We start from the raw sequence: 2,232 nt of genomic DNA on the forward strand, positions 1-2,232 counted from the left end.
CCTAATATCGTAGTCAAAGTGCCCATGATCAAAGACGGCATCAAAGCCATCAAATACTTCAGCGACAACGGCATCAAAACCAACTGCACCCTGGTATTCTCTGCCGGTCAGGCCATCCTGGCTGCCAAAGCAGGCGCTACTTATGTTTCTCCCTTCATCGGCCGCATTGATGACTCGGGCTGGGATGGGGTACAGCTCATCGAGCAGATAGCCCGCATCTATACCCTCCAGGGCTTTACCACCCAGATCCTGGCGGCTTCTATCCGCTCGGCCAACCACATCATTGCCTGTGCCGAGGCTGGTGCGGACGTGTGCACCTCCCCCCTGGACTCCATCCTGGGCTTGCTCAAACACCCCCTGACCGACATCGGCCTGGCCAAGTTTGTAGAAGATGCCAAAAAAATGCAACAGGAAGCTGTGGTTGCTTAATTAAGGAAAGCAACCCTTCACTTTTTTAAAACCTCAATCAAATGGATATGCAAGCTTTAGAAAATATTGCCAAGCAGGTGCGCCGCGACATCGTGCGCATGGTACACAGCTGCCAGAGTGGCCACCCGGGGGGCTCGCTGGGCTGTACCGACTTTCTGGTCGCCCTTTACTTCCAGGTCATGAAGCACGACTCCCACTTCAACATGGATGGCTCGGATGAAGACCTGTTCTTCCTCTCCAACGGACATATTTCACCAGTTTTCTATTCTGTGTTGGCCCGCTCCGGCTACTTTGCCGTAGAAGAGCTCGCCACCTTTCGTAAACTCAACAGCCGCCTGCAGGGCCACCCCACCACCCATGAAGGCCTGCCCGGGGTGCGCATCGCCTCCGGCTCGCTGGGCCAGGGTCTGTCGGTCGCCATTGGCGCTGCCCTGACCAAAAAGCTGAAAAAAGACAACCGCCTGGTCTTCTCCCTGCACGGGGATGGGGAGCTGCAGGAAGGCCAGATCTGGGAAGCGGCCCTCTATGCCGCCCACAACAAGGTGGACAACCTCATCTCCACCATTGATGTCAATGGCCAGCAGATCGATGGGCCCACCGACAAGGTGCTTTCTTTAGGTAATCTTAGAGCCAAGTGGGAAGCCTTTGGCTGGGAAGTGCTGGAGATGAATGGCAATGACCTGGGGGAGGTGCTCCGGGGTCTGGAACTGGCCAAGAGTAAGACCTTCAAGGGCAAACCCATTATGATCCTGATGCAGACCAACATGGGCCATGGGGTGGACTTCATGATGGGCTCCCACAAATGGCATGGCGTGGCTCCTAACGATGAGCAGCTGGAAAAGGCCCTCTACCAACTGGAAAGCTCCCTGCTGGACTATTAATCAACAAGAAAATAACCTCATTCATGAAAAAATATACGTTTACGGAAAAAAAAGACACCCGCTCGGGCTTTGGGGCTGGTCTTTTGGAAGCTGGCCGCAGGAATCCTAATGTAGTGGCCCTTTGTGCCGACCTGGTGGGTTCGCTGAAGATGGAAGCTTTTATCAAGGAATTCCCGGACCGCTTCTTCCAGATCGGCATTGCCGAGGCCAACATGATGGGCATCGCTGCCGGCATGACCATTGGGGGGTCGATTCCCTTTACCGGCACCTTTGCCAACTTCTCCACCGGCCGGGTGTATGACCAGATCCGCCAGAGCATTGCCTATTCGGATAAAAATGTGAAGATCTGTGCCTCCCATGCCGGCCTTACCCTGGGAGAGGATGGGGCTACCCACCAGATCCTGGAAGACCTGGGGCTGATGAAGATGCTGCCGGGTATGACGGTGATCAACCCCTGTGACTACAACCAGACCAGGGCGGCTACCATCGCCATCGCCGAGCACCACGGCCCGGTGTACCTGCGCTTTGGCCGCCCGGTAGTGCCCATTTTCACCGAGGCGGACCAGCCCTTTGAGATTGGCAAGGCCTGGCTGGTGAACGAGGGGGCGGATGTGAGCATCTTTGCCACCGGCCACCTGGTGTGGGAAGCCATCCAGGCAGGGGAACAACTGGCCGAGTTGGGTATCGATGCCGAGATCATTAATATCCATACCATCAAGCCTTTAGATGTGGAAGCGATCTTAAAATCGGTGGCCAAGACAAGGTGTGTGGTGAGTTGCGAGGAGCACAACCGCCTGGGGGGCCTGGGGGACTCCATTGCCCAGGTGCTCATCCAGCACGACCCGGTGCCGATGGAATATGTAGCGGTCAATGACAGCTTTGGGGAGAGTGGCACACCAGCCCAGCTGATGAAGAAGTACGG

The 2,232-nt window shown here is 56.0% G+C and carries 3 protein-coding genes; all 3 read left to right on the plus strand.

What is annotated here, in order from left to right:
• Positions 1 to 429: transaldolase family protein (locus OCK74_RS27760; RefSeq protein WP_279300379.1), on the plus strand; the 429-nt coding region annotated here is incomplete at its 5' end.
• A gap of 41 nt (positions 430 to 470) precedes the next feature.
• Complete coding sequence (locus OCK74_RS27765) at positions 471 to 1,310, plus strand: transketolase (protein WP_279300380.1); 840 nt, start codon at positions 471 to 473, stop codon at positions 1,308 to 1,310.
• A 23-nt stretch (positions 1,311 to 1,333) separates the two neighbouring features.
• The coding region (locus OCK74_RS27770) for a transketolase family protein (RefSeq protein WP_279300381.1) at positions 1,334 to 2,232 on the plus strand (899 nt) is incomplete at its 3' end.

Origin of the sequence: Paraflavisolibacter caeni (assembly GCF_025628885.1) — a bacterium.
Taxonomy (GTDB): domain Bacteria; phylum Bacteroidota; class Bacteroidia; order Chitinophagales; family Chitinophagaceae; genus Flavisolibacter; species Flavisolibacter caeni.